32 protein-coding genes are annotated in these 24455 nt (G+C 68.0%); all 32 read left to right on the top strand.

The genetic code is table 11. The annotated features are described in order from the left end of the window. Window positions 1-177 precede the first annotated feature (177 nt). The 32 genes from AB0B57_RS36310 to AB0B57_RS36155 all read left to right on the top strand — a co-directional run bounded on the left by AB0B57_RS36310 (window position 178) and on the right by AB0B57_RS36155 (window position 24397). Window positions 178-4065: a DNA-directed RNA polymerase subunit beta' gene (locus AB0B57_RS36310; protein WP_357080831.1), complete on the top strand. Its 3888-nt coding sequence runs from the start codon at window positions 178-180 to the stop codon at window positions 4063-4065. A gap of 94 nt (window positions 4066-4159) precedes the next feature. Next, the gene (locus tag AB0B57_RS36305) at window positions 4160-4528 is read left to right on the top strand and encodes a hypothetical protein (protein WP_357080828.1); all 369 of its coding nucleotides are present in this window, start codon (window positions 4160-4162) and stop codon (window positions 4526-4528) included. Window positions 4529-5230: 702 nt separating this feature from the next. After that, the gene (locus AB0B57_RS36300) at window positions 5231-5602 is read left to right on the top strand and encodes a hypothetical protein (RefSeq protein ID WP_357080834.1); all 372 of its coding nucleotides are present in this window, start codon (window positions 5231-5233) and stop codon (window positions 5600-5602) included. A 497-nt stretch (window positions 5603-6099) separates the two neighbouring features. Further along, the gene (gene rpsL, locus AB0B57_RS36295; protein ID WP_007465318.1) at window positions 6100-6474 is read left to right on the top strand and encodes a 30S ribosomal protein S12; all 375 of its coding nucleotides are present in this window, start codon (window positions 6100-6102) and stop codon (window positions 6472-6474) included. A 1-nt stretch (window position 6475) separates the two neighbouring features. Next, a complete protein-coding gene (gene rpsG / locus AB0B57_RS36290) occupies window positions 6476-6946 on the top strand; it encodes a 30S ribosomal protein S7 (protein WP_030489583.1) in 471 nt (156 codons plus the stop codon). 74 nt (window positions 6947-7020) lie between these two features. Next, a complete protein-coding gene (gene fusA, locus AB0B57_RS36285; RefSeq protein ID WP_357080824.1) occupies window positions 7021-9117 on the top strand; it encodes an elongation factor G in 2097 nt (698 codons plus the stop codon). Window positions 9118-9328: 211 nt separating this feature from the next. Further along, entirely contained in the window at window positions 9329-10522 is a 1194-nt protein-coding gene (tuf, locus tag AB0B57_RS36280) for an elongation factor Tu (RefSeq protein WP_110563098.1), read from the top strand. Between the two features lie 350 nt (window positions 10523-10872). Beyond that, window positions 10873-11181: a 30S ribosomal protein S10 gene (gene rpsJ / locus AB0B57_RS36275; RefSeq protein ID WP_007073037.1), complete on the top strand. Its 309-nt coding sequence runs from the start codon at window positions 10873-10875 to the stop codon at window positions 11179-11181. 11 nt (window positions 11182-11192) lie between these two features. Continuing rightward, window positions 11193-11858, top strand: a complete 666-nt coding sequence (gene rplC / locus AB0B57_RS36270) for a 50S ribosomal protein L3 (protein ID WP_357080820.1) — start codon at window positions 11193-11195, stop codon at window positions 11856-11858. After that, window positions 11855-12505, top strand: a complete 651-nt coding sequence (gene rplD, locus AB0B57_RS36265; protein ID WP_110563096.1) for a 50S ribosomal protein L4 — start codon at window positions 11855-11857, stop codon at window positions 12503-12505. Before rplC ends, rplD begins: the two co-directional genes overlap by 4 nt. Continuing rightward, complete coding sequence (rplW, locus tag AB0B57_RS36260) at window positions 12502-12804, top strand: 50S ribosomal protein L23 (protein WP_007465304.1); 303 nt, start codon at window positions 12502-12504, stop codon at window positions 12802-12804. The genes rplD and rplW overlap by 4 nt, the downstream gene beginning before the upstream one ends. 12 nt (window positions 12805-12816) lie before the next feature. Then, on the top strand, window positions 12817-13656 hold the full coding sequence (gene rplB / locus AB0B57_RS36255) for a 50S ribosomal protein L2 (RefSeq protein ID WP_110563095.1): 840 nt from the start codon (window positions 12817-12819) through the stop codon (window positions 13654-13656). Window positions 13657-13668: 12 nt separating this feature from the next. Beyond that, on the top strand, window positions 13669-13950 hold the full coding sequence (gene rpsS, locus AB0B57_RS36250; RefSeq protein ID WP_007465299.1) for a 30S ribosomal protein S19: 282 nt from the start codon (window positions 13669-13671) through the stop codon (window positions 13948-13950). A 41-nt stretch (window positions 13951-13991) separates the two neighbouring features. After that, window positions 13992-14450 carry a 50S ribosomal protein L22 gene (gene rplV, locus AB0B57_RS36245; RefSeq protein ID WP_007465297.1) on the top strand — a complete coding sequence of 153 codons (459 nt, stop codon included), beginning with the start codon at window positions 13992-13994 and terminating at the stop codon, window positions 14448-14450. Beyond that, window positions 14450-15319, top strand: a complete 870-nt coding sequence (gene rpsC / locus AB0B57_RS36240) for a 30S ribosomal protein S3 (protein WP_007465294.1) — start codon at window positions 14450-14452, stop codon at window positions 15317-15319. Before rplV ends, rpsC begins: the two co-directional genes overlap by 1 nt. 3 nt (window positions 15320-15322) lie before the next feature. Further along, the gene (rplP, locus tag AB0B57_RS36235) at window positions 15323-15748 is read left to right on the top strand and encodes a 50S ribosomal protein L16 (RefSeq protein ID WP_053653940.1); all 426 of its coding nucleotides are present in this window, start codon (window positions 15323-15325) and stop codon (window positions 15746-15748) included. Continuing rightward, entirely contained in the window at window positions 15748-15984 is a 237-nt protein-coding gene (gene rpmC / locus AB0B57_RS36230; RefSeq protein ID WP_007465283.1) for a 50S ribosomal protein L29, read from the top strand. The genes rplP and rpmC overlap by 1 nt, the downstream gene beginning before the upstream one ends. Then, window positions 15981-16259, top strand: coding sequence for a 30S ribosomal protein S17 (gene rpsQ, locus AB0B57_RS36225; protein ID WP_030489590.1), 279 nt, complete (start codon window positions 15981-15983; stop codon window positions 16257-16259). Before rpmC ends, rpsQ begins: the two co-directional genes overlap by 4 nt. A gap of 97 nt (window positions 16260-16356) precedes the next feature. Next, the gene (gene rplN, locus AB0B57_RS36220; protein WP_007465279.1) at window positions 16357-16725 is read left to right on the top strand and encodes a 50S ribosomal protein L14; all 369 of its coding nucleotides are present in this window, start codon (window positions 16357-16359) and stop codon (window positions 16723-16725) included. Further along, window positions 16722-17042 carry a 50S ribosomal protein L24 gene (gene rplX, locus AB0B57_RS36215; RefSeq protein WP_172899047.1) on the top strand — a complete coding sequence of 107 codons (321 nt, stop codon included), beginning with the start codon at window positions 16722-16724 and terminating at the stop codon, window positions 17040-17042. The genes rplN and rplX overlap by 4 nt, the downstream gene beginning before the upstream one ends. Beyond that, window positions 17042-17608, top strand: a complete 567-nt coding sequence (gene rplE / locus AB0B57_RS36210; RefSeq protein ID WP_357080811.1) for a 50S ribosomal protein L5 — start codon at window positions 17042-17044, stop codon at window positions 17606-17608. The genes rplX and rplE overlap by 1 nt, the downstream gene beginning before the upstream one ends. Window position 17609: 1 nt before the next feature. Next, window positions 17610-17795 carry a type Z 30S ribosomal protein S14 gene (locus AB0B57_RS36205; protein ID WP_007465272.1) on the top strand — a complete coding sequence of 62 codons (186 nt, stop codon included), beginning with the start codon at window positions 17610-17612 and terminating at the stop codon, window positions 17793-17795. A gap of 116 nt (window positions 17796-17911) precedes the next feature. After that, window positions 17912-18319 (top strand): 30S ribosomal protein S8, encoded by a 408-nt coding sequence (gene rpsH / locus AB0B57_RS36200; protein ID WP_007465270.1) that lies wholly within the window; start codon window positions 17912-17914, stop codon window positions 18317-18319. 16 nt (window positions 18320-18335) lie between these two features. Next, the gene (gene rplF / locus AB0B57_RS36195) at window positions 18336-18878 is read left to right on the top strand and encodes a 50S ribosomal protein L6 (RefSeq protein ID WP_266246314.1); all 543 of its coding nucleotides are present in this window, start codon (window positions 18336-18338) and stop codon (window positions 18876-18878) included. Further along, complete coding sequence (gene rplR / locus AB0B57_RS36190; RefSeq protein WP_357080808.1) at window positions 18875-19264, top strand: 50S ribosomal protein L18; 390 nt, start codon at window positions 18875-18877, stop codon at window positions 19262-19264. The genes rplF and rplR overlap by 4 nt, the downstream gene beginning before the upstream one ends. Window positions 19265-19297: 33 nt before the next feature. Then, the gene (gene rpsE / locus AB0B57_RS36185; protein ID WP_007465263.1) at window positions 19298-19912 is read left to right on the top strand and encodes a 30S ribosomal protein S5; all 615 of its coding nucleotides are present in this window, start codon (window positions 19298-19300) and stop codon (window positions 19910-19912) included. Continuing rightward, a complete protein-coding gene (gene rpmD, locus AB0B57_RS36180) occupies window positions 19912-20094 on the top strand; it encodes a 50S ribosomal protein L30 (RefSeq protein WP_007465262.1) in 183 nt (60 codons plus the stop codon). Before rpsE ends, rpmD begins: the two co-directional genes overlap by 1 nt. Next, window positions 20094-20537 carry a 50S ribosomal protein L15 gene (rplO, locus tag AB0B57_RS36175; RefSeq protein ID WP_357080805.1) on the top strand — a complete coding sequence of 148 codons (444 nt, stop codon included), beginning with the start codon at window positions 20094-20096 and terminating at the stop codon, window positions 20535-20537. Before rpmD ends, rplO begins: the two co-directional genes overlap by 1 nt. Before the next feature lie 233 nt (window positions 20538-20770). Next, window positions 20771-22099, top strand: coding sequence for a preprotein translocase subunit SecY (secY, locus tag AB0B57_RS36170; RefSeq protein WP_357080802.1), 1329 nt, complete (start codon window positions 20771-20773; stop codon window positions 22097-22099). After that, window positions 22100-22753, top strand: a complete 654-nt coding sequence (locus AB0B57_RS36165) for an adenylate kinase (protein ID WP_007465256.1) — start codon at window positions 22100-22102, stop codon at window positions 22751-22753. It abuts the gene before it with no gap. A gap of 87 nt (window positions 22754-22840) precedes the next feature. Continuing rightward, a complete protein-coding gene (gene map / locus AB0B57_RS36160; protein WP_357080799.1) occupies window positions 22841-23692 on the top strand; it encodes a type I methionyl aminopeptidase in 852 nt (283 codons plus the stop codon). 156 nt (window positions 23693-23848) lie between these two features. Continuing rightward, a complete protein-coding gene (locus AB0B57_RS36155; protein WP_357080796.1) occupies window positions 23849-24397 on the top strand; it encodes a DUF1707 domain-containing protein in 549 nt (182 codons plus the stop codon). Window positions 24398-24455 lie beyond the last annotated feature (58 nt).

The raw sequence follows: 24455 nt of genomic DNA, 5'->3' as shown, positions 1-24455 counted from the left end.
TTATTGGCGGTACCCCGCCGTGGGGGTGTCGGGGGGGGGGGGGGCGGGGGCCAGCGCCGGGGGCGGGCGCGCCCCGCGCTGGGTCCTGGGGTTGGGGGGGGGGGGGGGGGGGGCGGCCCCCCCCCCCCCCGACCCCACCCGAGAATTAGCAGTACAGACGACGACATAGGGGACATAGTGCTCGACGTCAACTTCTTCGACGAGCTGCGCATTGGTCTCGCCACCGCCGACGACATCCGTCAGTGGTCGCACGGCGAGGTCAAGAAGCCTGAGACGATCAACTACCGCACCCTGAAGCCGGAAAAGGACGGGCTCTTCTGCGAGAAGATCTTCGGTCCGCAGCGGGACTGGGAGTGCTACTGCGGTAAGTACAAGCGCGTCCGGTTCAAGGGCATCATCTGTGAGCGCTGCGGCGTCGAGGTGACTCGCTCCAAGGTCCGTCGTGAGCGGATGGGGCACATCGAGCTCGCCGCTCCGGTGACCCACATCTGGTATTTCAAGGGCGTGCCGAGCCGGCTGGGCTACCTGCTGGACCTCGCCCCCAAGGACCTCGAAAAGATCATCTACTTCGCCTCGTACGTCGTGACGAGCGTGGACGCGGAGTCGCGTCACCGTGACCTCTCGACGATCGAGAACGAGATCCTGGCCGAGAAGCGGCAGTCCGAGAACAGCCGCGACTCGGAGATCGAGAAGCGGGCCGCCAAGCTCGAGGCCGACCTGGCCGAGCTGGAGGCCGAGGGTGCCAAGGCGGACGTCCGGCGCAAGGTCAAGGAGGGCGGAGAGCGCGAGATGCGCCAGATCCGCGACCGGGCCCAGCGCGAGATCGACCGCCTGGACGAGGTGCTGGACACCTTCCGCAAGCTGGAGCCGAAGCAGCTGGTCACCGACGAGCTGCTCTACCGCGAGCTGCGCGACCGGTTCGGTGAGTACTTCACCGGTTCGATGGGCGCGGAGGCGATCAAGGCGCTGGTCCAGAACATGGACCTCGACGCCGAGGCCGAGAGCCTGCGGGAGACCATCCGCTCCGGCAAGGGCCAGCGGAAGATCCGGGCGCTCAAGCGGCTCAAGGTTGTCGCGGCGTTCCTGAACACCCGCAACTCGCCGCTCGGCATGGTGCTGGACTGCGTCCCGGTCATCCCGCCGGACCTGCGCCCGATGGTGCAGCTCGACGGTGGCCGCTTCGCGACCTCGGACCTGAACGACCTGTACCGTCGCGTGATCAACCGGAACAACCGCCTCAAGCGGCTGATCGACCTCGGCGCGCCCGAGATCATCGTCAACAACGAGAAGCGGATGCTCCAGGAGGCCGTCGACGCGCTGTTCGACAACGGCCGTCGCGGCCGGCCGGTCACCGGTCCGGGTAACCGCCCGCTCAAGTCGCTGTCCGACATGCTCAAGGGCAAGCAGGGCCGGTTCCGCCAGAACCTGCTGGGCAAGCGCGTCGACTACTCCGGCCGTTCGGTCATCGTGGTCGGCCCGAAGCTCAAGCTGCACCAGTGCGGTCTGCCCAAGCAGATGGCGCTGGAGCTGTTCAAGCCGTTCGTGATGAAGCGGCTGGTCGACCTCAACCACGCACAGAACATCAAGTCCGCCAAGCGGATGGTCGAGCGTCAGCGCCCGGTCGTGTGGGACGTGCTGGAAGAGGTCATCGGCGAGCACCCGGTGCTGCTCAACCGGGCGCCGACCCTGCACCGCCTGGGCATCCAGGCCTTCGAGCCGCAGCTGGTCGAGGGCAAGGCGATCCAGATCCACCCGCTGGTCTGCACCGCGTTCAACGCCGACTTCGACGGTGACCAGATGGCGGTGCACGTGCCGCTGTCCGCCGAGGCTCAGGCCGAGGCACGGATCCTGATGCTGTCGTCGAACAACATCCTCAAGCCGGCCGACGGCAAGCCGGTCACCATGCCCACCCAGGACATGGTCATCGGTCTCTACCACCTCACCCACCTCACCGCCGGTGAGAAGGGCGAGGGCCGGGCGTTCAGCTCGGACGCCGAGGCGCGGATGGCCTTCGACAACGGCGAGCTGCACCTGCAGGCGCCGGTGAAGATTCGCCTGCGTGCCGTGGTCGGTGTCGACAACGGCGCCGGCGCCGAGACGTGGACCGCCCCGGAGGGCTGGGTCGAGGGTGACCCGCTGACCGTGGAGACCACCCTGGGTCGGGTGCTGTTCAACGAGACGCTGCCGCAGGGCTACCGCTTCGTGAACTACGAGATCCGCAAGGGTCAGCTCTCCGCGATCGTCAACGACCTCGCCGAGCGCTTCCCCAAGGTGGCGCTGGCCGCCACCCTGGACGGGCTCAAGGAGGCCGGTTTCCACTGGGCCACCTGGTCCGGCGTGACGATCGGCATGGAGGACGTCATCGCGCCGCCGCGCAAGGCGGAGATCCTGGCGCGGTACGAGAAGGAAGCCGACCAGATCGACAAGCAGTACCAGCGTGGTCTGATGACCGCCGAGGAGCGTCGCGGCGAGCTCATCACGATCTGGACCAGGGCGACCAACGAGGTCGCCAAGGAGATGGACACCGCGCTGCCACAGGAGAACCCACTGTGGAAGATGATCAACTCGGGTGCCCGCGGTAACCTGCTCCAGCTCCGCCAGATCGCCGCGATCCGTGGTCTGGTGGCCAACCCGAAGGGCGAGATCATCCCGCGGCCGATCAAGGCCAGCTACCGGGAGGGTCTGTCCGTGCTGGAGTACTTCATCTCCACGCACGGTGCCCGTAAGGGTCTCGCCGACACCGCGCTGCGGACCGCCGACTCGGGTTACCTGACCCGTCGTCTGGTGGACGTCTCGCAGGACGTCATCATCCGCGAGGAGGACTGCGGCACCGACCGGGCGATCCCGATGCAGATCGGCGAGAAGCTCGACGGCAAGCTCGTCGTCCACACCCACGCCGAGACCAGTGTGCACGCCCGGACCCTGGCCGACGACATCAAGGGGCCGGACGGCACCGTGGTGGCCGAGCGCGGTCAGGACATCAACTCCATCGGGGTCGACAAGATCGTCGCCGCCGGGGTGGAGACGGTCCGTGTGCGCAGCGTGCTCACCTGTGAGTCGAAGCTGGGCGTCTGCGCGGCCTGCTACGGCCGGTCGCTGCCGACCGGCAAGTCGGTCGACATCGGCGAGGCGGTCGGCATCATCGCCGCCCAGTCCATCGGTGAGCCCGGTACGCAGCTGACGATGCGTACCTTCCACACCGGTGGTGTCGCGGGTGAGGACATCACCCAGGGTCTGCCGCGTGTGCAGGAGATCTTCGAGGCTCGGGTCCCGAAGGGTAAGGCGCCCATCGCCGACACCCCGGGTCGGATCCGGATCGAGGACGGCGAGCGCTCGCGCAAGATCATCGTGGTGCCGGACGACGGCAGCGAAGAGATCGTCTACGACAAGATCTCGAAGCGGGTCAAGCTCCGTACCCACGACGGCGGTCACGTCGCGGTCGGCGAGAAGCTGACCGAGGGCACCATCGACCCGCACGAACTGCTGCGGATCATGGGTCCGCGGGCGGTCCAGGTCCACCTGACCAGTGAGGTCCAGGAGGTCTACCGCTCGCAGGGTGTGCTCATCCACGACAAGCACATCGAGATCATCATCCGCCAGATGCTCAAGCGGGTGACGGTCATCGACTCCGGCTCGACCGAGTTCCTGCCGGGCGTGCTCGTCGACCGGGCGCTGTTCGAGTCGGAGAACCGCCGGCTCGTGTCGGAGGGCGGCGAGCCCGCCGCCGGTCGTCCGGTGCTGATGGGTATCACCAAGGCCTCGCTGGCCACCGACTCCTGGCTCTCGGCGGCCTCCTTCCAGGAGACCACCCGGGTGCTGACCGACGCTGCGATCAACTCGCGCAGCGACTCGCTGGTCGGCCTCAAGGAGAACGTGATCATCGGAAAGCTCATCCCGGCCGGTACGGGCATCAGCAAGTACCGCAACGTCCGGGTCGAGCCGACCGAGGAGGCCAAGGCCAAGGTCTACTCGATGACCGGGTACCCGGAGACCGACTACGGCTTCGGGCCGGCCAGCGGGCAGGCTGTGCCGCTGGACGACTTCGACTTCGGGTCGTACCGCTAAGCACCAGGCGCACGACGAGGCCCCCGGCATCCGCCGGGGGCCTCGTCGTGTCCGGACCCACCCAGCCCTGGTCCGAGTTCGGCATGATGGGGGGATGACGACCGCACCCGGGCAGGTGTCCGTCGCGCAGCAGGGGCTGCGCCACCCGTTGGATCCGGATCCGGCCCGTGCCACGAAGGCTCGGGCGGTTTTCGCTCTCGGGCTGCTCGGCCTGCTGACCGGGTTGTTCATCGGCGGGGTGGTGCCGGCGACGGTGGCACTGCAACTGGCCCGGCAGGCGCGCCGTGAGGCGTACTCCTCGGGGGGTTTCCTGACCGGCGGCGTCTGGCTGCGGCGCGGCGAGCGGATGGCGTGGGCCGGTCTGGTCCTGGTCGCGGTCAGCGTGGTGGCCATGGTGGTGATCGGCGTGGTGCGGTTGGCCGGCTCGCCGTTCGGCCACGACTACCCGGCGAACATGGACTGAGCCACCGCGCCCGGCACGGGCGCCGGCGCTCTCGGCGGTAGCCTGGCCGGTGTCCGTCGCGCGGGGGTGGCGGCCTTTCGACAGGAGGACCTCGTGACGGATCCGGCGCGGCCCCCTGCGGACGAACCGGCCGACCAGCCGGCTGCGCCGGCACCGGCCGACCAGCCGGCTGCACCGGCCGAGCCGAGTGACTGGGCGCAACCGAGCAGCGAGCCGTATACCCCCGCGTCCACGCCGGAGTGGGGCAGGCCGCATCCCGGCTGGGGTACGACGAGTCCGTCCGGCTCCGGTCAGCCCGATCCGGTCTCCGGGGTGCCCACCCCGACACCGCCGGGTTGGGGCCCGCCGTCGTCCGGGGCTGGTGTGCCGCCGCCGTCGTCTGGGGCTGGTGTGGCACCGGGTTGGGGTCCGCCGCACCCTGGGCGTGGTGTGCCGCCCGGTTGGGGTGCGCCGTCGTCCGGGCCTGGTGTGGCACCGGGTTGGGGTCCGCCGCACCCTGGGCGTGGTGTGCCGCCCGGTTGGGGTGCGCCGCCGTCTGGGGCTGGTGTGGCACCAGGTTGGGGTCCGCCGCGCCCTGGGCCTGGTGTGCCGCCCGGTTGGGGTGCGCCGTCCGGTCCCGCACCTGCCGGGGCGGGAATGCCGGGCCATCCGGTGCCGCCGCCCACCGACGACCAGCGTCGGCCGCCGAAACGGGTGGAGGCGGTGCCCGGTACGCCGTTCGGCGTCGTGCACCTGGACGTGGCGCCGGTCACGTCCGGGCTGGCCATCGGGTCGCTGGTGGCCGGAGTCGCGTCGGTCCTGGTGTCGCTGTTGGTGATCTGTTTCGGCGTGGCCTTCGCGAACGACGGCGGGGCCTGGGCCTCCGGAGCGTTCGCCGCACTCGGGTTGCTGGCCGGCGGGGCGGCGGTCGTCACCGGCCTGCTCGGTCAGCGGCAGATCCGCCGGCCGGCCGCGCCTCCCGCGGTCCGGTTCACCGGCCGCGGGCTCGCGCTGGCCGGGATCAGCTGTGGCGCGGCGGGAGCCGTGCTCAGCATCCTGGGTCTGGGCCTGGCGTTGCTTCTCGCCCTGACCTGAGGTAGGTCGCCGTCCGGCCCGGGCTCTCGCCCTCCGGCCGCTGCCCCACTCGGGGGCGACGGGTGGTCCCGCGGGGAAGCCGGTACACTTGTGTTCGTAGGTGCCCATCGCGGGCGACGGGGCAGGACGAGATTCGGCCGGCGGGTGTGCGACAGTCGCCGGGCCCTTCCGTTTTGACCTGGGCGGTTGTGGTAGGTACTCTTTCCCCTTGTGCCCGGGCATGCCCGGGCAACTCGTGCGTGCGCTGTTTCCGAATCCCGGGCGGCGGCACGGCAAGCCAAGGATCCGGGGCGGGGCGACCCGCGCGCCGGTGACACAAACCCGATCGCACGCGCAAGCGTCCGCAACGGGACCGTGGGCAGGGCGACACGCCCGACCGCGGGTGCCGGGGTCTCCGTGAGGTGGCCCTGGTCGGAATGTAGGAGAGCCGGTCAGCAGGCCGGTTAACGAGCAGACGGCGCGGCCGCGAATGCGGCCGAAGGGAGCGGAGAAACCCGGTGCCCACCATTCAGCAGCTGGTCCGAAAGGGCCGTCAGGCCAAGACGACCAAGACCAAGACCCCGGCGCTCAAGGGGTCTCCCCAGCGGCGCGGCGTGTGCACCCGCGTGTACACCACGACCCCGAAGAAGCCGAACTCGGCGCTGCGCAAGGTCGCTCGTGTGAAGCTCAGCAGCCAGATCGAGGTGACCGCCTACATCCCCGGCGTCGGTCACAACCTGCAGGAGCACTCGATCGTGCTCGTTCGCGGCGGCCGGGTGAAGGACCTCCCCGGCGTGCGTTACAAGATCGTTCGCGGGTCGCTGGACACCCAGGGTGTCCGCAACCGCAAGCAGGCGCGCAGCCGTTACGGCGCGAAGAAGGAGAAGAGCTGACATGCCGCGTAAGGGACCCGCTCCGCGGCGGCCACTGGTCGCTGACCCGGTGTACAACTCGCCGCTGGTCACCCAGCTGGTGAACAAGATCCTGCTGCGCGGCAAGCGCCAGCTCGCCGAGACCATCGTGTACGCGGCCCTTGAGGGCTGCCGCGAGAAGTCCGGCACCGACCCGGTCGTCACCCTCAAGCGGGCGATGGACAACGTCAAGCCGACCCTCGAGGTGCGCAGCCGTCGTGTCGGTGGCGCCACCTACCAGGTGCCGGTCGAGGTCCGCCCGACCCGGGCGACCACCCTGGGCCTGCGCTGGCTGGTCACCTACTCTCGCGCCCGGCGCGAGAAGACCATGGTCGAGCGGCTCATGAACGAGCTGCTGGACGCGAGCAACGGCCTCGGTGCCGCCGTCAAGCGGCGCGAGGACACGCACAAGATGGCCGAGTCGAACAAGGCCTTCGCGCACTACCGCTGGTAACACCCTGGTTCCGGCGCCTCCGGGCGCCGGAACCGCCACCAGTTGAGTCGAGACGACGATAAGTAGGGATTGAAGTGGCCGCCGCAGACGCGCTCGCCAAGGTACGCAACATCGGCATCATGGCGCACATCGATGCCGGTAAGACCACGACCACCGAGCGAATCCTGTTCTACACCGGCATCACGTACAAGATCGGTGAGGTTCACGAGGGCGCTGCCGTCATGGACTGGATGGAGCAGGAGCAGGAGCGTGGTATCACCATCACCTCCGCTGCTACCAAGTGTGAGTGGAAAGACCACACGATCCAGATCATCGACACGCCCGGTCACGTCGACTTCACGGTCGAGGTCGAGCGGTCGCTGCGGGTCCTGGATGGTGCGGTCGCGGTTTACGACGGTGTCGCCGGCGTGGAGCCGCAGACGGAGAACGTCTGGCGGCAGGCCGACAAGTACAACGTCCCGCGGATGTGCTTCGTCAACAAGCTCGACCGGACCGGCGCCGACTTCTTCCGCTGCGTGCAGATGATGATCGACCGGTTGAACGCCACCCCGCTGGTGCTCCAGATCCCGATCGGGCTCGAGGGTGACCACATCGGTGTCGTCGACCTGATCGGCATGCGCGCGCTCACCTGGCGCGGGGAGACCCAGAAGGGTGAGGACTACGCGGTTGAGGAGATCCCGGCCGAGCTGGCCGACTCCGCGGCCGAGTGGCGCGAGAAGCTGATGGAGACCCTGGCCGACGTCGACGACGCGGTGATGGAGAAGTACCTGGAAGGCGACGAGATCTCCGTCGAGGAGATCAAGGCCGCCATCCGGCGTGCGACCATCGCCGGCAAGGCCAACCCGGTGCTGTGCGGCTCGGCGTTCAAGAACAAGGGCGTCCAGCCCATGCTCGACGCCGTGGTCGACTTCCTGCCGTCGCCGCTGGACGTTCCGGCGATCGAGGGTACGGCCACCGACGGCGAGACCCCGCTGCTGCGCAAGCCGTCCAACTCGGAGCCCTTCTCCGGCCTGGCGTTCAAGATCCAGACGGACAAGCACCTGGGCAAGCTCACCTACGTCCGGGTCTACTCCGGCACGCTCGACTCCGGTTCCCAGGTGGTCAACTCCACCAAGGACCGCAAGGAGCGGATCGGCAAGATCTACCAGATGCACGCCAACAAGCGGGAAGAGCGTCCGTCGGCGCAGGCCGGTGACATCATCGCCGTGCAGGGTCTCAAGCAGACCACCACCGGCGACACTCTCTCCGACCCGGCGAACCCGGTCATCCTGGAGTCGATGACGTTCCCGGAGCCGGTCATCTCGGTGGCGATCGAGCCGAAGACCAAGTCCGACCAGGAGAAGCTGGGCACCGCGATTCAGCGCCTGGCCGAGGAGGACCCGACCTTCCGCGTCCAGCTGGACGAGGAGACCGGTCAGACGGTCATCTCCGGCATGGGTGAGCTGCACCTGGACATCCTGGTCGACCGGATGCGCCGCGAGTTCAACGTCGAGGCGAACGTCGGTAAGCCGCAGGTGGCGTACCGCGAAACCATCCGCCGCAAGGTGGACAAGGTCGAGTACACCCACAAGAAGCAGACCGGTGGTTCCGGCCAGTACGCCCGCGTGATCGTGAGCGTGGAGCCGCTGCCGCTGGACAACGAATCGCCGACCTACGAGTTCGCCAACGCCGTCAGCGGCGGCCGGATCCCCCGGGAGTTCATCCCGTCGGTGGACGCCGGTGCGCAGGACGCGCTGCAGTACGGCATCCTCGCGGGCTTCCCGCTGGTCGGTGTGAAGCTGACCCTGCTGGACGGCCAGTACCACGAGGTCGACTCGTCGGAAATGGCATTCAAGATCGCCGGCTCGATGGTGATGAAGGACGCGGCCCGCAAGGCCGACCCGGCGTTGCTCGAGCCGATGATGGCCGTTGAGGTCACCACTCCTGAGGAGAACATGGGTGACGTCATCGGCGACCTCAACTCCCGCCGCGGCATCATCCAGGCGATGGAGGAGCGCAGCGGCGCCCGCATCGTGAAGGCTCTGGTGCCGTTGTCGGAGATGTTCGGCTACGTCGGCGACCTGCGGTCGAAGACCCAGGGCCGGGCTAGCTACAGCATGCAGTTCGACTCCTACGCCGAGGTTCCGCAGAGCGTCGCGAAGGAGATCATCGCGAAGGCAACGGGCGAGTAACGCCCTGAGCAGGTGATTCGTGGTTGGTCGCGGGAGGTTCAACCCGCCGCGGCCACCACGATCGGATCGCGTGAGACCGGGCCTGTAGGCTTCATCGCCGCAGAACCCACAATGGCTTCCCGGCCGTCAGGCCGGAAAGGCTGTCGACAGAGTCCTAAGCGCCGACCGGCGCGCCGGGCGTACGAACCAAGAAGTCCACAGGAGGACACCAGTGGCGAAGGCTAAGTTCGAGCGGACTAAGCCGCACGTCAACATCGGCACCATTGGTCACATCGACCACGGTAAGACGACGCTGACGGCGGCCATCACCAAGGTCCTGCACGACCAGTTCCCGGACCTGAACCCCTACACGCCGTTCGACGAGATCGACAAGGCGCCGGAGGAGAAGGCCCGCGGCATCACGATCTCGATCGCGCACGTCGAGTACCAGACCGAGGCGCGGCACTACGCGCACGTCGACTGCCCCGGCCACGCGGACTACATCAAGAACATGATCACCGGTGCCGCGCAGATGGACGGCGCGATCCTGGTGGTCGCGGCGACCGACGGCCCGATGCCGCAGACCCGCGAGCACGTGCTGCTGGCCCGTCAGGTCGGTGTGCCGTACATCGTCGTGGCGCTCAACAAGAGCGACATGGTCGACGACGAGGAGCTCCTGGAGCTCGTCGAGCTCGAGGTCCGCGAGCTGCTCTCCTCGCAGGAGTACCCGGGTGACGACCTGCCGGTCGTTCGGGTTTCGGCACTGAAGGCCCTCGAGGGTGACCCCGAGTGGACCGGCAAGCTGCTGGACCTGATGACCGCTGTCGACACCTCGATCCCGCAGCCGGAGCGCGAGGTCGACATGCCGTTCCTGATGCCGGTTGAGGACGTCTTCACGATCACCGGTCGTGGCACCGTCGTCACCGGTCGCGTGGAGCGTGGCGTTCTCCTGCCGAACGAGGATGTCGAGCTCGTCGGTATCAAGGAGAAGAGCTTCAAGACCAAGGTCACCGCGATCGAGATGTTCCGGAAGACCCTGGACGACGCTCGCGCAGGCGAGAACGTCGGCCTGCTGCTGCGTGGCACCAAGCGCGACGAGGTCGAGCGCGGCATGGTCGTCGTGAAGCCGGGCTCGAACACCCCGCACACGGAGTTCGAGGCGACGGTCTACATCCTCTCCAAGGAGGAGGGCGGCCGGCACACCCCGTTCTTCCAGAACTACCGCCCGCAGTTCTACTTCCGGACCACGGACGTCACCGGTGTCGTCACCCTCCCCGAGGGCACCGAGATGGTCATGCCGGGTGACAACACCACCATGTCGGTGAAGCTGATCCAGCCCATCGCCATGGAGGAGAACCTCAAGTTCGCGATCCGCGAGGGTGGCCGCACCGTCGGCGCCGGGTTCGTCACCAAGATCATCAAGTGAACTAGGTAACCCCGATTAGACCCGCCGCCGGTCGTGCGGCATACTAGTCAGGTTGCGTAACGACAGTTCGTCGCCTGTGTTCGGCTTTCGCTGAACCTCCGGGTGGCGAGGCAGTCGAGCGTAGGGTGGTTGGCGGCCCAGTCGCCAACCACCCTCGCACGGCGTTCAGGTCGCGGTAATGCGATCGGCGCCTTGACCCACCGCGCGGTCAGCACCACTCCGGAACCACGGGGCGGAGCCCGGCCCGAGGGCGCGACACGCCCGACCGCGGGGGTCGGCGAAGTGGGCCTGTGCCAGCCGGTACAGGCGCCCGCAACACAGCGGCATCGAGAGAAGGAACAGAAGCCACCATGGCGGGACAGAAGATCCGCATCCGGCTCAAGGCCTATGACCACGAGGTCGTCGACTCCTCGGCTCGGAAGATCGTCGAGACGGTGACGCGCACCGGGGCGCAGGTCGCGGGCCCGGTGCCGCTGCCCACGGAGATCAACCGTTTCTGCGTTATCCGCTCGCCGCACAAGTACAAGGACTCGCGCGAGCACTTCGAGATGCGCACGCACAAGCGGCTGATCGACATCATCGACCCGACCCCGAAGACGGTCGACTCGCTCATGCGCCTCGACCTGCCGGCTGGCGTCGACATCGAGATCAAGCTGTAGGGACCGGACAAATGGACAGGCAAGTCAAGGGGATCCTGGGCGCCAAGCTCGGCATGACCCAGGTCTGGGACAACAACAAGGTTGTTCCCGTGACCGTGGTCGAGGCCGGCCCGTGCGTCATCAGCCAGGTTCGTAGCGCCGAGAAGGACGGTTACTCCGCGGTCCAGCTGGCCTACGGCACCATCGACCCGCGCAAGGTCAAGAAGCCGATCAGCGGGCACTACGCCAAGGCGGACGTGGCACCGCGCCGGCACATCGTCGAGCTGCGCACCACGGACGCGGGGGAATACTCGCTCGGGCAGGAAGTCACTGTCGAGGAGTTCCCGGCCGGCCTCACCATCGACGTGACCGGCAAGACCAAGGGCAAGGGCTTCGCCGGCGCCATGAAGCGGCACGGCTTCCACGGTCTGGGCAGCAGCCACGGTGTCGAGCGCAAGCACCGCTCGCCCGGTTCCATCGGCGCCTGCGCCACTCCCGGTCGTGTCTTCAAGGGCACCCGGATGGCCGGCCGGATGGGTGGCGTTCGCTACACCGTGCAGAACCTGACCGTCCAGGCGGTCGACACGGAGAACAACCTCCTGCTCGTCCGGGGTGCCATTCCTGGCCCCAAGGGCGCGCTGGTTCTGGTCCGTACCGCGGCCAAGATCAAGGTGAAGAAGGGCGGTGCGGCCAAGTGACCACCGTTGACGTGCGCACCGTCGAAGGCACCACCAGCAGCTCCGTCGAGCTGCCGGCGGACATCTTCGACGTGCAGGCCAACGTCGCGCTGATGCACCAGGTCGTGGTGGCCCAGCTCGCGGCGGCCCGACAGGGCACGCACAAGACCAAGACCCGCGCCGAGGTCGCTGGTGGCGGCAAGAAGCCGTACAAGCAGAAGGGCACCGGTCGCGCCCGGCAGGGCTCGATCCGCGCGCCGCAGTTCGCCGGCGGTGGCGTCGTGCACGGTCCCGTGCCGCGCGACTACAGCCAGCGGACCCCGAAGAAGATGAAGGCCGCCGCTCTGCGGGGTGCCCTCTCCGACCGGGCCCGCGCCGGGCAGGTGCACGTCGTCGAGGCGTTCGTCTCGGGCGAGAAGCCGTCGACCAAGGCGGCCCTGGCCACGCTGACCAAGCTCACCGAGGCCCGTCGGGTCCTGGTCGTGCTGAGCAGCACCGACGAGCTGAACTGGGTGTCGCTGCGCAACGAGCCGCGCGTGCACCTGATCGAGTCCGGCCAGCTGAACACGTACGACGTGCTGGTGGCCGACGACGTGGTCTTCACCAAGGACGCCCTGGACGAGTTCCTGGGCGTGCCCGCCGAGACCACCGAGGAGGGTGGCAAGTGAGCACGATCGCCGACCCGCGCGACATCATCGTGGCGCCGGTCGTCTCGGAGAAGAGCTACAGCGAGCTGAACCGGAACTGGTACACCTTCCTGGTGCACCCGGACGCGAACAAGACCGAGATCAAGATCGCTATCCAGCAGATCTTCAACGTCCGCGTCCTGACGGTCAACACGCTCAACCGCCAGGGTAAGCGCAAGCGCACCAAGACCGGCTTCGGTCAGCGCAAGGCGACCAAGCGGGCGATCGTGAAGCTGGCTGACGGTGACCGCATCGAGGCCTTCGGCGGCCCGGTCAGCTGAGGGGTGTAGACAATGGCTATCCGTAAGTACAAGCCGACGACGCCGGGCCGACGTGGCTCGAGTGTCGCTGACTTCGCCGAGATCACCCGGTCCACGCCGGAGAAGTCGCTGCTGGTTCCGCTGCCGAAGAAGGGCGGGCGTAACGCCCACGGCCGGATCACCACGCGGCACCACGGCGGCGGTCACAAGCGCCAGTACCGTCTGATCGACTTCAAGCGGGTCGACAAGGACGGCGTGCCGGCGAAGGTCGCTCACATCGAGTACGACCCCAACCGCACGGCGCGCATCGCGCTGCTGCACTACGCCGACGGCGAGAAGCGGTACATCATCGCGCCGAAGGACCTGAAGCAGGGCGACCGCGTCGAGTCCGGTCCGGGCGCCGACATCAAGCCGGGTAACAACCTGCCGCTGCGCAACATCCCGGTCGGTACCACGATCCACAACGTGGAGCTGCGTCCGGGTGGCGGGGCCAAGCTGGCCCGTTCCGCCGGTGTCGGCATCCAGCTGCTCGGCCGCGAGGGCGCGTACGCGACCCTGCGTATGCCGTCCGGCGAGATCCGGCGGGTGGACGTGCGCTGCCGCGCCAGCGTCGGCGAGATCGGCAACGCCGACCAGTCGAACATCAACTGGGGCAAGGCCGGCCGGATGCGGTGGAAGGGCAAGCGCCCGACCGTCCGTGGTGTCGCCATGAACCCGGTCGACCACCCGCACGGTGGTGGTGAGGGTAAGACCTCCGGTGGTCGCCACCCGGTCAACCCGCAGGGTAAGCCCGAGGGCCGCACCCGCCGTAAGGGCCAGCCGAGTGACCGGCTGATCGTCCGCCGTCGCTACGCCACGCGTAAGCGCGGCTGAGGGAGATAAGACATGCCTCGCAGCCTGAAGAAGGGCCCGTTCGTCGACGACCACCTGCTCAAGAAGGTGGAAGTACAGAACGACAAGGGCTCCAAGAACGTGATCAAGACCTGGTCGCGGCGCTCGACGATCATCCCCGAGATGCTGGGGCACACGATCGCCGTGCACGACGGACGCAAGCACGTCCCGGTGTTCGTGACCGAGGCGATGGTCGGGCACAAGCTCGGCGAGTTCGCGCTGACCCGCACTTTCAAGGGTCACGAGAAGGACGACCGGAAGAGCCGTCGGCGCTGACGCCGCGGGCATACGGATAGAGGGAACAAGGGGTTACAGCGATGCCAGGAAAGGGCGACGCTCCGGTGCTTCCGGGCGCGCGGGCGGTTGCGCGGCACGTGCGCATCTCGCCGATGAAGGCGCGCCGGGTGGTCAACCTCGTCCGCGGCCTGCCCGCGAAGGAGGCGCTAACGGTGCTGCAGTTCGCGCCGCAGGCTGCGAGCGAGCAGGTGTACAAGGTGCTCGCTAGCGCGATCGCCAACGCGGAGAACAACGAGCGGCTGGACCCCGACGCGCTGCTCGTCAGCGAGGCCTTCGTGGACGAGGGCCCGACGATGAAGCGGTTCCAGCCGCGGGCGCAGGGTCGGGCGTACCGAATCCGCAAGCGCACCTGCCACATCACCGTGGCGGTCGAAGCGGTCGCGCCGGCAGCGCCGAGGAAGGCCGCGGCGAAGAAGGCCGCCCCGGCCACGGAGGCCGCACCGGCCGAAGCGCAGAGCAAGACGGAGGACGCCGAGTAATGGGTCAGAAGGTTCACCCCACTGGGTTCCGGCTCGGCATCTCGACCGACTGGAAGTCCCGCTGGTTCGCAGACAAGCTCTACAAGGACTACATCGGCGAGGATGTCAAGATCCGCCGCATGATGTCCAAGGGCCTCGAGCGTGCCGGGATTTCCAAGGTCGACATCGAGCGCACCCGCGACCGGGTCCGGGTCGACATCCACACCGCCCGGCCGGGCATCGTCATCGGCCGTAAGGGTGCGGAGGCCGACCGGATCCGCGGTGAGCTCGAGAAGCTCACCGGCAAGCAGGTTCAGCTGAACATCATCGAGGTGAAGAACCCCGAGTCGGACGCTCAGCTCGTCGCGCAGGGCGTGGCCGAGCAGCTGTCCAGCCGGGTCAGCTTCCGTCGGGCGATGCGCAAGGCCATGCAGTCGGCGATGAAGAACCCGGTCTGCAAGGGCATCCGGGTTCAGGTCTCGGGTCGCCTCGGCGGCGCCGAGATGAGCCGGACCGAGTTCTACCGTGAGGGCCGGGTTCCGCTGCACACGCTGCGGGCCAACATCGAGTACGGCTTCTTCGAGGCCCGTACCACGTTCGGCCGGATCGGTGTGAAGGTCTGGATCTACAAGGGCGACGCCGTCCCGGGCCGGGAGGCTCCGGCCGAGGCCGGTCCGTCCCGCCCGCGTCGTGGTGAGCGTGGCGACCGTCCCGAGCGTCCGCGTCGTGGCCGGTCGGGTTCGTCCGGCACCACGGCCGGTGGCACCGAGGCCGGGCGGGCTGCTGCGACCACCATCGCGCAGCAGGCCGAGACGCCGAGCGGCGAGCCGGTCGACAGCGCAGCTGTCGCGGCCGCGGCTGCTCCGGCAGAAACGCAGCAGGAGGGCTGACAGATGCTGATGCCGCGCAAGCCCCCGAAGGGCTTCCGCAAGCCGCACCACCCGGACCGCAGTGGCGCGTCCAAGGGTGGTAACCGGGTGGTGTTCGGCGAGTTCGGGATCCAGGCTCTCGAGCCGGCGTACGTGACGAACCGGCAGATCGAGTCGGCACGTATCGCGATGACTCGCCACATCAAGCGTGGTGGCAAGGTCTGGATCACGATCTTCCCGGACCAGGCCCTCACCAAGAAGCCTGCCGAGACCCGGATGGGTTCCGGTAAGGGTTCGCCCGAGTGGTGGGTCGCCAACGTCAAGCCGGGGCGGGTTCTCTTCGAGATGTCCTTCCCCAACGAGCAGACCGCGCGAGAGGCCATGCGTCGCGCGATCCACAAGCTCCCGATGAAGTGCCGCATTGTTACGCGCGAAGTGGGTGAATCCTGATGGCAGCGGGCGTTAAGGCGACCGAGCTGCGTGAGCTCTCCGAAGAGGAGCTGGTCACGAAGCTGCGGGAGGCCAAGGCGGAGCTGTTCAACCTCCGCGTGCAGGCCGCAACCGGGCAGCTGGACAACAACCGGCGGTTGCAGGTCATCCGTCGGGAGATCGCCCGGATCTACACGATCATGCGTGAGCGCGAGCTGGGGCTCTCGGCCGCGCCGACTGAGGTGACTGCATCATGACCGAAGAGACCGCCACCGCCGCCGCGCGGTCGCGCCGCAAGGTCCGCGAGGGCCTGGTGATCAGCGACAAGATGGACAAGACCGTCGTCGTCGAGGTCGAGGACCGGGTTCGGCACGCGCTGTACGGCAAGATCATGCGCCGTACGGCCAAGCTGAAGGTGCACGACGAGCAGAACGCCGCTGGCACCGGTGACCGGGTTCTCATCATGGAGACCCGGCCGCTGAGCGCCACCAAGCGTTGGCGGATCGTGGAGATCCTGGAAAAGGCCAAGTAGCGAAGGCTCGAGCTCGCCCGGCGTTGCGTCGGGCGTAGGTTCCGCCAGGCTCCGGCCGCTACGGCGGCCGGAGAACCGGCAGACATAGGAGATAGACGTGATTCAGCAGGAGTCGCGACTGCGCGTCGCCGACAACACGGGTGCCCGGGAGATCCTGTGCATCCGGGTTCTCGGTGGCTCGGGTCGGCGCTACGCGAGCATCGGCGACGTCATCGTGGCCACGGTCAAGGACGCCATCCCGGGTGCCGGTGTGAAGAAGGGCGACGTCGTGAAGGCTGTCGTCGTTCGCACGGCCAAGGAGAGGCGTCGGCCGGACGGCTCGTACATCCGCTTCGACGAGAACGCCGCCGTCATCATCAAGGACGGTGGGGACCCGCGTGGTACCCGTATCTTCGGCCCGGTGGGCCGGGAGCTGCGGGACAAGCGGTTCATGAAGATTATTTCCCTCGCGCCGGAGGTGTTGTGACCGTGAAGGTCAAGAAGGGCGACACGGTCGTCGTCATCGCCGGCAAGGACAAGGGTGCCAAGGGCAAGGTCATTCAGGCCTACCCGCGGCAGGACAAGGTCCTGGTCGAGGGCGTGAACCGGGTCAAGAAGCACACCCGCATCAGCACCACCCAGCGTGGCGCCAAGACCGGCGGCATCGTCACTCAGGAGGCCCCGATCCACGTCTCGAACGTGCAGGTCCTGGACTCCGACGGCAAGCCGACCCGCGTCGGTTACCGGATCGACGACAACGGCCAGAAGGTCCGCATCGCGCGTAGCACCGGTAAGGACCTGTGATGACCACGGCTACCGAAAAGACCCTGCCGCGCCTCAAGGAGCGGTACCGCAACGAGATCGTGGCCCAGCTGCGCGAGCAGGGCAGCTACGGCAACCCCATGCAGGTGCCGCGGCTGGTCAAGATCGTCGTCAACATGGGTGTCGGCGAGGCTGCTCGCGACGCCAAGCTGATCGACGGCGCGGTCCGCGACCTCGCCACGATCACCGGCCAGAAGCCGCAGGTGCGGCGGGCGACCAAGTCCATCGCGCAGTTCAAGCTCCGCGAGGGCATGCCGATCGGTGCGAAGGTGACCCTTCGCGGCGACCGGATGTGGGAGTTCCTGGACCGGCTGCTGTCCATCTCGCTGCCGCGTATCCGCGACTTCCGCGGTCTGGACGGGCGCAAGCTGGACGGGCACGGCAACTACACGTTCGGTCTGACCGAGCAGTCGGTGTTCCACGAGATCGACCAGGACCGGATCGATCGCCAGCGGGGCATGGACATCACGGTGGTCACGACCGCCACGACCGACGACGAGGGCCGGGCGCTGCTCAAGCTCCTGGGCTTCCCGTTCAAGGAGAACTGAGATGGCCAAGAAGGCGCTGATCATCAAGGCGGCCGCGAAGCCGAAGTTCTCGGTTCGCGCGTACACCCGCTGCCAGCGGTGCGGGCGTCCGAAGGCGGTCTACCGCAAGTTCGGGCTCTGCCGGGTCTGCATCCGGGAGATGGCTCACCGCGGTGAGCTGCCGGGCGTGTCCAAGGCTTCCTGGTAAGGGCGACCGCGTCCCGGCCGTCGGCCGGGAACTCCTGCACCGATTAGGTATTGCTCTTCGCCGTAGGCCCGGGGCTGATGCCCCGGGAACCCCGGCGAGAAAGGCTGACGAAATCCATGACGATGACCGACCCGATCGCAGACATGCTCACGCGTCTGCGTAACGCCAACCAGGCGTACCACGATCAGGTGAAGATGCCCTACTCCAAGATCAAGGCGAACATCGCCGAGGTCCTGAAGGCCGAGGGTTACATCGCCACCTGGTCGGTCGAGGAGCCCGAGGAGGGTGCCGTCGGCAAGCGACTGGTCGTCGAGCTGAAGTACGGCCAGAACCGCGAGCGGAGCCTGGCCGGCATCAAGCGCGTGTCCAAGCCCGGTCTCCGGGTGTACGCCAAGTCGGACGGGCTCCCGCGGGTGCTCGGTGGGCTGGGCGTGGCGATCATTTCGACGTCCCAGGGGCTGCTGACCGACCGGCAGGCCCGCAAGCGGAGTGTTGGCGGGGAAGTCCTCGCCTTCGTCTGGTAACGGGAGACTGGTAGAAATGTCGCGAATTGGACGTAAGTCGATCCCGGTACCAGCCGGCGTCGACATCACGATCGACGGGCAGACCGTCAAGGTCAAGGGCCCCAAGGGCCAGCTTGAGCACACCCTCGCCGAGCCGATCACGGTCGAGCGGGCCGAGGATGGGCAGCTCAACGTCAACCGGCCGAACGACGAGCGCAAGGCCAAGGAACTCCACGGCCTGAGCCGTACGCTGGTTGCCAACATGATCGTCGGGGTCACCGAGGGCTACCGCAAGAGCCTGGAGATCGCCGGCACCGGTTACCGGGTCACCGCCAAGGGTTCGGACCTCGAGTTCGCGCTCGGGTTCTCGCACCCGGTGGTCGTCCCCGCCCCGGCGGGCATCACCTTCACGGTGGAGCGGCCGACCCTGTTCCACGTGGCTGGCATCGACAAGCAGCAGGTCGGTGAGGTCGCCGCCAACATCCGGAAGATCCGCCCGCCGGAGCCCTACAAGGGCAAGGGCGTGAAGTACCAGGGCGAGGTCATCCGCCGCAAGGCTGGAAAGGCAGGTAAGAAGTGAGCGCCACGCTGCTCAAGCGCCGCCGCGGCGTCGCCGCCAAGCGCGCCGTTGGGCGTGCGCGTCGGCACTTCCGCGTCCGCAAGAACGTCAGCGGTACGTCCGAGCGTCCGCGCCTGGTCGTCACCCGTTCGCTGCGGCACATGGTCGCCCAGATCGTCGACGACACCAAGGGCCACACCCTGGCGTCGGCGTCGACCCTGGACGCCTCGCTGCGCGGTACGGAGGGCGACAAGAGTGCCCTCGCCGGCAAGGTGGGCGCGCTGCTCGCCGAGCGGGCCAAGGCCGCCGGCGTCTCCAAGGTCGTCTTCGACCGCGGCGGCAACCGGTACGCGGGGCGAGTCGCCGCGCTTGCCGACGCCGCCCGCGAAGCCGGGCTCGAGTTCTAACAACCCCGTCACGAGAGATAAGGAAGGCTGCTGATGCCAGGTCAACAGCGCCGTGGCGGCGGGTCCGGTGGCAACGAGGGTGGTCGCCGCGACAACCGCCGTGAGGGCGGCCGCGGAAACGCGCCCGTCGAGAAGACCCCGCACCTTGAGCGGGTCGTCGCGATCAACCGCGTCGCCAAGGTCGTGAAGGGTGGTCGTCGCTTCAGCTTCACCGCCCTGGTGATCGTGGGCGACGGCGACGGCACGGTCGGCGTGGGCTACGGAAAGGCCAAGGAGGTGCCCGCGGCCATCGCCAAGGGTGTCGAGGAGGCCAAGAAGCACTTCTTCAAGGTTCCGCGGATCGGTCAGTCGATCCCGCACCCGGTGACGGGTGAGGACGCCGCTGGTGTCGTGCTGCTCAAGCCGGCCTCGGCCGGTACGGGTGTCATCGCCGGTGGTCCGGTGCGTGCCGTGCTGGAGTGCGCCGGGATCCACGACGTGCTCTCGAAGAGCCTCGGCTCCTCGAACCCGATCAACATCGTGCACGCCACCGTGGCGGCCCTGAAGGGGCTTGAGTCCCCCGAGCAGGTCGCGGCGCGTCGTGGCCTGCCGGTGGAGGACGTCGCGCCGGCCGCCATGCTGGCGTCGCGTGCGGGGGTGGCGCGCTGATGGCACGCCTGAAGGTCACCCAGCTCCGGTCCGGTATCGGGACCAAGCACAACCAGCGTGAGTCGCTGCGTTCGCTCGGTCTCAAGCGGATCAACGACGTGGTGGTCAAGGAGGACCGGCCCGAGATCCGCGGCATGATCTTCACTGTGAGCCACCTCGTGAAGGTCGAGGAGGTCGAGTAATGACGATCAAGGTGCATCACCTGCGCCCGGCGCCCGGTTCCAAGACCGCGAAGACCCGTGTGGGTCGCGGTGAGGGTTCCAAGGGCAAGACCGCTGGTCGCGGTACCAAGGGCTCCAAGGCCCGTAAGAACATCTCGGCGGCGTTCGAGGGTGGGCAGATGCCCATCCACATGCGCCTGCCGAAGATGAAGGGCTTCAAGAACAGGTTCAAGGTGGTCTTCCAGGTGGTCAACCTGGACCGACTGGCTGAGCTGTTCCCGAATGGTGGTCAGGTCGGCCCGCTGGAGCTCGTCGAGTCCGGCGCGGTCCGCAAGGGTCACCCGGTCAAGGTCCTCGGCACCGGGGACCTCGGCGGTGTGTCGCTCCAGGTGTCCGCGCACGCGTTCAGTGCGTCGGCCAAGGAGAAGATCGCTGCTGCCGGCGGCTCCGCCACCGAGCTGTAAGGCGTTCTACCCATGGCGCCCGTCCAGTTGTGAGCAACTGGCGGGCGCCATGGTCTGCCTGGGCTTCGTGCACCCGGTAATATCGGAATCGATTTATGTAGTCGGGCACATCTGCCCGGACCGGGGTGGGGCTGTTAGAGTCCCATCCCAGCCATGGATTGCGGGCACTCGCTCGTGATCCACCCCCACCCGCCAGGGTTCACCGGCGGCCCGCCTCGCGCAGGAGGAAGAAGTTGCTGTCCGCCTTTCTCAGTGCGTTCCGTACGCCTGACCTGCGCAAGAAGCTGCTGTTCACAGTAGGCATCATCGCGGTCTACCGGCTGGGTGCGACGCTCCCCAGCCCGGGCGTCTCGTACGGCAACGTGCAGAAGTGCCTCGACTCCATCTCGGGTGACACGACGGGCCCGCTGAATCTGCTCAACCTCTTCTCCGGCGGGGCGCTGCTCCAGCTCTCGGTCTTCGCGCTGGGCATCATGCCCTACATCACCGCGTCGATCATCCTGCAGCTGCTGACCGTCGTGATCCCGCGCCTGGAGCAGCTCCGCAAGGAGGGCCAGGCTGGTCAGGCGAAGATCACGCAGTACACCCGCTACCTGACTCTCGGTCTCGGTGTGCTGCAGGCCTCGGCGTTCGTGGCGCTGGCCCGCTCGGGGCAGCTGTTCCAGAACCGCTGCGACCAGTTCCCGATCATCCCGACCGGCACCGGCATCCCGGACTGGCTGACCCTGAGCATCCTGGTCATCACGATGACCGCCGGCACCGGCATGGTCATGTGGCTCGGTGAGCTGATCACCGACCGGGGCGTCGGCAACGGCATGTCCGTGCTGATCTTCACCTCGATCGCGGCCCGGCTGCCCGGCGAGGGCTGGCAGATCAAGACCAGCCAGGGCTGGGGCAAGTTCGCCCTCGTCATCGCGCTGGTTCTGGTGGTCATCACCGCTGTCACGTTCATCGAGCAGGCGCAGCGCCGAATCCCGGTGCAGTACGCCAAGCGGATGATCGGCCGGCGGATGTACGGCGGCACCTCGACCTACATCCCGCTCAAGGTCAACCAGGCGGGCGTGATCCCGGTCATCTTCGGCTCGTCGCTGCTCTACCTGCCGCAGTTGGCCCTGCAGTTCTTCGACCAGAACGACCCGGGCAAGGTCCAGGCGTGGATCCAGAACAACCTGGTCGCACCGAACAGCCCGATCTACATCTCGGTCTACTTCCTGCTGATTATCTTCTTCACGTACTTCTACGTCTCGATCACGTTCAACCCGACCGAGGTCGCGGACAACATGAAGAAGTACGGCGGGTTCGTGCCGGGCATCCGGCCGGGCAAGCCGACGGCCGACTACCTGGACTTCATCCTCAGCCGGATCACCCTGCCGGGCGCGCTCTACCTCGGCATCATCTCGATCCTGCCGAACTTCTTCTTCATCTGGCTGGACAGCCAGCAGTACCAGAACTTCCCGTTCGGTGGCACCGCTGTGCTCATCATGGTTGGCGTCGGTCTGGAGACCGTGAAGCAGATCGAGAGCCAACTCATGCAGCGGAACTACGAAGGGTTCCTGCGGTAGATGAGACTCGTTCTGGTTGGCCCGCCGGGTGCGGGTAAGGGCACGCAGGCAGAGTTCGTCGCCGCGCACCTGTCGGTACCCAAGATCTCGACCGGAGACATCTTCCGCTCGAACGTCACCCAGGGCACGCCGCTCGGCGTCGAGGCGAAGCGGTACATGGACGCAGGCGAGCTGGTTCCGGACGAGGTCACCATCAACATGGTCCGGGACCGGCTGGCCGAGCCCGACGCCAGCGAGGGCTTCCTGCTCGACGGCTTCCCGCGGACCACTCCGCAGGCGGCCGCCCTGGACAAGCTCCTCGCCGACCTGGGCACCGCGCTGGATCTGGTTCTGGAGTTGGTGGTCGACGACGACGAGGTGATCCGGCGGCTCTCCGGTCGGCGCACCTGTCGGGGCTGCGGCAAGATCTGGCACGTGGAGTTCGACGCCACCACCCGGCCGGGCATCTGCGACAGGTGTGGCGCCGAGCTGTTCCAGCGCGACGACGACAAGCCAGAGACGATCGCCACCCGGCTTCGTGAGTACAGCGAGAAGACCGCGCCCCTGGTCGACTACTACGGCGCCCAGGGCAAGCTGGTCGGGATCGACGCCACCGGCCCGGTGGAGGACGTCACCACCCGGGCCATCGACGCACTGCGGTCGTACGGCGGCTGAGGTCCCGCCGGACCACGGCGGATAGAGTGCGAACAGCGGGGTACGCGTGACGTGCCCCGCTGTTCGGCAACGAAAGGTAATCGCTCCATGCGTCGTCCCCAGCTGGACATCCAGCTGAAGACCCCGGACCAGATCGAGAAGATGCGGGCCGCCGGGCTGGTGGTGGCCGAGGCGCTTCGCCGCATGCGGGAGGCCGTCGCCCCCGGTGTGAGCACCGCCGATCTGGACGCCATCGCCGAGTCGACCATCCGCGAGGCGGGTGGTGTCCCGTCGTTCAAGGGCTACCACGGTTTCCCGGCGTCGATCTGCTCCTCGGTCAACGAGCAGATCGTGCACGCCATCCCGTCGCCGGGGCAGGTGCTCCAGGCCGGTGATCTGATCTCCATCGACTGCGGTGCGGTGCTGGACGGGTGGCACGGCGACTCCGCCATCACCGTCGGGGTCGGCGACGTCGACCCGGCACTGCTGAAGATGGCCGAGGTCGCCGAGGACGCGATGTGGGCCGGCATCGCCGCCGCCGCCCGCGGTGCGGCCAGCGGCAAGGGCCGACTCACCGACATCTCGCACGCGGTGGAGACGGCTGTCCGCAAGGGCGGCCGGTACGGCATCGTCGACGGCTACGGCGGGCACGGCATCGGCACCGAGATGCACCAGGACCCGCACGTGCTCAACCACGGCCGGCCCGGCAAGGGCCCGCGACTGGTCCCCGGCATGGCGTTGGCCATCGAGCCGATGATCACGATGGCGTCTCCGCGTACCGTCGAGTTGGCCGACGGTTGGACGGTCGTCACCCGGGACGGCTCGGTGGCGGCGCACGTCGAGCACTCGATGGCCCTGCTGCCCGACGGCGTCTGGGTGCTCACGGCCTTCGACGGCGGCCGCGCCCGCCTGGGCGACCTGGTAACCGCCCGCCAACCAGCAGCCTCAACCACCCCCTAACCCCACCCCACCCCACCCCACCTCCACCCCACCCCCACCCCGCGCGTTGATCATGAAGTTATTGTCATGACACGCCGTGAAGCGTGGCGATAACGCCATGATCGACCGGGTTTCCGGGTGGGGCGGGACTGGCGTGACGGTGGCATGCTTGCCGGCATGGACGGGCGTGACGGGATGCGGGCCGCGGACGCGGACCGTGAGGTGGTTGCCGACCGGCTACGGGTTGCCCTCGGCGAGGGCCGGTTGGACCTGCACGAGTACGACGAGCGGGTGCAGCGGGCCTACGCGGCGCGCACGTACGCCGAGTTGGACGGGCTGCTCACCGACCTGCCGCCGGTGGCGCCCGTGGAGCGTTCGGCGCTGTCGCCGCTCACCCCGGCCGCCCCGCCGAGTGTCGGCGACCAGCCTGCGCCGGTGGCGCGTGGCGTCACGGCCCGCTGGTTGGCTGACGTGTGGTTCCCGTACCTGCGGGTGATCGCCATCGTGGTGACCATCTGGGCGGTGACGTCGCTGCTGAGCCAGGATCTGCTCTACTTCTGGCCGGGCTGGGTGGCGGGGCCCTGGGGCGCGGTGCTTGTGGTCCGTACGGTCTCCGGGCTGGCCGCGAAGGAGCCCCAGCGCCAGGCCATCAAGCGCCAACGCCGCCGAGAGCGCAAGAAGGCAAAGCGCGCCACCAACCCAAACGAAACCCCCCCAACCCCCTAACCTCACCCCCCACCCCTCACCCCCCACCCCCACCCCCCCACCCCCGCCCCCCCCCGGG

It is taken from the genome of Micromonospora sp. NPDC049101, assembly GCF_040648675.1.
Classification (GTDB): Bacteria; Actinomycetota; Actinomycetes; order Mycobacteriales; family Micromonosporaceae; genus Micromonospora.
This window is presented reverse-complemented; position numbering and strand designations above follow the sequence as displayed.

What these genes read in the sequence shown, in the direction of transcription:
- AB0B57_RS36305 (WP_357080828.1), top strand. Translation starts at nt 4,160, where the DNA reads ATGACGACCGCACCCGGGCAGGTGTCCGTCGCGCAGCAGGGGCTGCGC.
- rpsG (WP_030489583.1), top strand. Translation starts at nt 6,476, where the DNA reads ATGCCGCGTAAGGGACCCGCTCCGCGGCGGCCACTGGTCGCTGACCCG.
- rpsJ (WP_007073037.1), top strand. Translation starts at nt 10,873, where the DNA reads ATGGCGGGACAGAAGATCCGCATCCGGCTCAAGGCCTATGACCACGAG.
- rplC (WP_357080820.1), top strand. Translation starts at nt 11,193, where the DNA reads ATGGACAGGCAAGTCAAGGGGATCCTGGGCGCCAAGCTCGGCATGACC.
- rplB (WP_110563095.1), top strand. Translation starts at nt 12,817, where the DNA reads ATGGCTATCCGTAAGTACAAGCCGACGACGCCGGGCCGACGTGGCTCG.
- rpsS (WP_007465299.1), top strand. Translation starts at nt 13,669, where the DNA reads ATGCCTCGCAGCCTGAAGAAGGGCCCGTTCGTCGACGACCACCTGCTC.
- rplV (WP_007465297.1), top strand. Translation starts at nt 13,992, where the DNA reads ATGCCAGGAAAGGGCGACGCTCCGGTGCTTCCGGGCGCGCGGGCGGTT.
- rpsC (WP_007465294.1), top strand. Translation starts at nt 14,450, where the DNA reads ATGGGTCAGAAGGTTCACCCCACTGGGTTCCGGCTCGGCATCTCGACC.
- rplP (WP_053653940.1), top strand. Translation starts at nt 15,323, where the DNA reads ATGCTGATGCCGCGCAAGCCCCCGAAGGGCTTCCGCAAGCCGCACCAC.
- rpmC (WP_007465283.1), top strand. Translation starts at nt 15,748, where the DNA reads ATGGCAGCGGGCGTTAAGGCGACCGAGCTGCGTGAGCTCTCCGAAGAG.
- rpsQ (WP_030489590.1), top strand. Translation starts at nt 15,981, where the DNA reads ATGACCGAAGAGACCGCCACCGCCGCCGCGCGGTCGCGCCGCAAGGTC.
- rplE (WP_357080811.1), top strand. Translation starts at nt 17,042, where the DNA reads ATGACCACGGCTACCGAAAAGACCCTGCCGCGCCTCAAGGAGCGGTAC.
- AB0B57_RS36205 (WP_007465272.1), top strand. Translation starts at nt 17,610, where the DNA reads ATGGCCAAGAAGGCGCTGATCATCAAGGCGGCCGCGAAGCCGAAGTTC.
- rpsH (WP_007465270.1), top strand. Translation starts at nt 17,912, where the DNA reads ATGACGATGACCGACCCGATCGCAGACATGCTCACGCGTCTGCGTAAC.
- rplF (WP_266246314.1), top strand. Translation starts at nt 18,336, where the DNA reads ATGTCGCGAATTGGACGTAAGTCGATCCCGGTACCAGCCGGCGTCGAC.
- rpsE (WP_007465263.1), top strand. Translation starts at nt 19,298, where the DNA reads ATGCCAGGTCAACAGCGCCGTGGCGGCGGGTCCGGTGGCAACGAGGGT.
- rpmD (WP_007465262.1), top strand. Translation starts at nt 19,912, where the DNA reads ATGGCACGCCTGAAGGTCACCCAGCTCCGGTCCGGTATCGGGACCAAG.
- rplO (WP_357080805.1), top strand. Translation starts at nt 20,094, where the DNA reads ATGACGATCAAGGTGCATCACCTGCGCCCGGCGCCCGGTTCCAAGACC.
- AB0B57_RS36165 (WP_007465256.1), top strand. Translation starts at nt 22,100, where the DNA reads ATGAGACTCGTTCTGGTTGGCCCGCCGGGTGCGGGTAAGGGCACGCAG.
- map (WP_357080799.1), top strand. Translation starts at nt 22,841, where the DNA reads ATGCGTCGTCCCCAGCTGGACATCCAGCTGAAGACCCCGGACCAGATC.
- AB0B57_RS36155 (WP_357080796.1), top strand. Translation starts at nt 23,849, where the DNA reads ATGGACGGGCGTGACGGGATGCGGGCCGCGGACGCGGACCGTGAGGTG.